The 2,077-nt window shown below is 55.5% G+C and carries 2 protein-coding genes; both read right to left on the bottom strand.

Annotated features, from left to right (window positions below):
* Positions 1 to 677: 677 nt before the first annotated feature.
* Positions 678 to 1,802, bottom strand: a complete 1,125-nt coding sequence (locus AAA138_RS09795; RefSeq protein WP_349090667.1) for an aminotransferase — start codon at positions 1,800 to 1,802, stop codon at positions 678 to 680.
* A gap of 149 nt (positions 1,803 to 1,951) precedes the next feature.
* On the bottom strand, positions 1,952 to 2,077 hold a 126-nt coding region (locus AAA138_RS09800), incomplete at its 5' end, for an arginine deiminase family protein (RefSeq protein ID WP_229770747.1).

Raw genomic sequence — 2,077 nt, forward strand, 5'->3', positions numbered from 1 at the left:
CGAGCTCGTCGGGCGGCAGGTTGAGGAGCTCGTCGCCGGGACGGTGCAGGCAGACCTTCCTGAGCTTGCCGATCTCGGAAGGCACGTGCAGACCTTTCGTCATGGCCTCCTACCTTTCTTTCGGGCCCCTGTCAGGGCCGATTCGTTAGCGCCCCTCCGTGTGAGGCGTTATTGCTGACGACATATTTATATCCAAAATCAGTCCATACTTCCACCTCGCCCCCGAACGGTTTTATATGAGGGGTGAACGGCATACACATATACTTCACGCATGGCACACTTTGATTTAATAAAGTGTATTTACGTGCTTAAACGCCTTTTTAACCGAAAAATCGATTGAAACTAATCTTTGTTAAACCACCCTCAAATTGCATATTTCGCGCAACGATATGAATAGAATTCGCAATTCTCGCTACGTCTCAACCATTTTGATTTTTATTCAGAAAGAAGTTCGTCCTATTCATTTTTGTCAAACAGATTACCGTTTACCAGACGCTGGATACCGTTCACCGGAAGCTCAGTATAAGGCCCGTCGAATACCCAATCGATCTTGCGTCTCAATTTGTAACAACTTGACTTCTCGGTATAGAAAAAAGGACCCGATCCCCTAGGGAAACAGGTCCGTTTTCGATTATTGTCGGCCAATTTGAATACGGCCTTCGAAGGGAATCGTGATCCTAGCGATCGAACTCCGCCAGTGCCTCGCCCAGAAGCCTCAGGCCCTCGCGCAGAACGTCCTCGCTCGCGCAGTAGCCCAGGCGTGCGCCACAAGGAAGCTCAAAGCGACTACCGGGAACCAACAGCACTCCCCTCTCGGACAGCAGGCGCTTGCAGAACTCCTCGTCATCCTCTGGAATGTCCAGCTGGATAAACGAGGTGGACACACCCTGCGGGGCCGTCCAGGAGACACGATGCTGCGTGTCGATCCAAGCCTGCGCGATATCGCGGTTTCCAAACACGATCTTGCGGTTGCGCTCGAGGAGCTTGTCCTTGTGCTCGAGCACATAGGTCGCCAGGGCGTCGTTGAACACGCCGCCGCAAATCATGGTGTAGTCGCGGTAAGTGCGAATGCGGTTAGATACCTCTTCGTCTGCCACAACCCAGCCCACGCGGGCCGCAGGCGTCGAATAGGTCTTGGATACCGAGTTGGTGACGATGGCCTTCTCGTACACATCGGCCATCGACAAAAAGTCCTCGGTGTTCTCAAGCGGCAGGTACACCTCGTCGCACAGCACATAGGCGCCAACCGAGCGGGCAATCTCGGCGATCTGGCCGAGCGAATCGGCATCGAGCACCGTACCGATAGGGTTCGATGCGTTATTGATGCAAATGAGCTTGGTGTTGGGGCGAACGAGGCGCTTGAGCTGTTCGATATCGGGTTTCCATCCGAGCTCCTCGCAAAGCTCCCAATACTCAACCTCGGCGCCGAGTGTACGCGGGATCTCATAGAGCGGCGCATAGGTGGGCCACTCGGCAATCACATGGTCGCCGGGCTCGACCACGGCCATGATGGCGTTGAGGTTGGCACCCGTGCAGCCATTGGTCTGCAGAATGTGATCGGGATTGACCTCGCGACGATACAGCTTGGCAACCTCGGCCTTAAACTCAGGCGAACCCTCGATCCAGCCGTAGTTCATCTTCTCGCGATCCAGGCGCTCGTAGAACGTGGCGCCGTCCTGTTCATCGAGCGCGCGCAGCTCGCCCATGGTGAGCGACGAGATCGTCGACTGGGCGATATCCCACGTAGCGCTCTTCTCCCAAACGTTAAGCCATTCCTCAACGCCGATTGCCTTGATATCCATGGCCAAGCTCCTTACAAAAGCAGTCATCCAATCGTATTGACGTTCCTCATACAAGATTGGGGCGGTGCGAATACCCGCACCGCCCCAATGGGAGACATCTAATGGCAGCTAGATGTATGTATTAAGACCTGTACGGGTCCTTGAAGACCTTAGAGGTCCTCGCGCCAGAAGGGCATGCTCATGCAGCGCGGGCCGCCGCGGCCGCGGGAGAGCTCGGCGGAGGGCACGACGAGAAGGTCCAGGCCCTCCTTGTACAGCACGTCGTTGGTGACGGT

This window comes from Collinsella sp. CLA-JM-H32B (assembly GCF_040098065.1).
Lineage (GTDB): Bacteria > Actinomycetota > Coriobacteriia > Coriobacteriales > Coriobacteriaceae > Collinsella.

Excerpts from the sequence above, each read along its gene's own strand:
- AAA138_RS09795 (WP_349090667.1), bottom strand. The coding sequence starts at position 1,802 with ATGGATATCAAGGCAATCGGCGTTGAGGAATGGCTTAACGTTTGGGAG.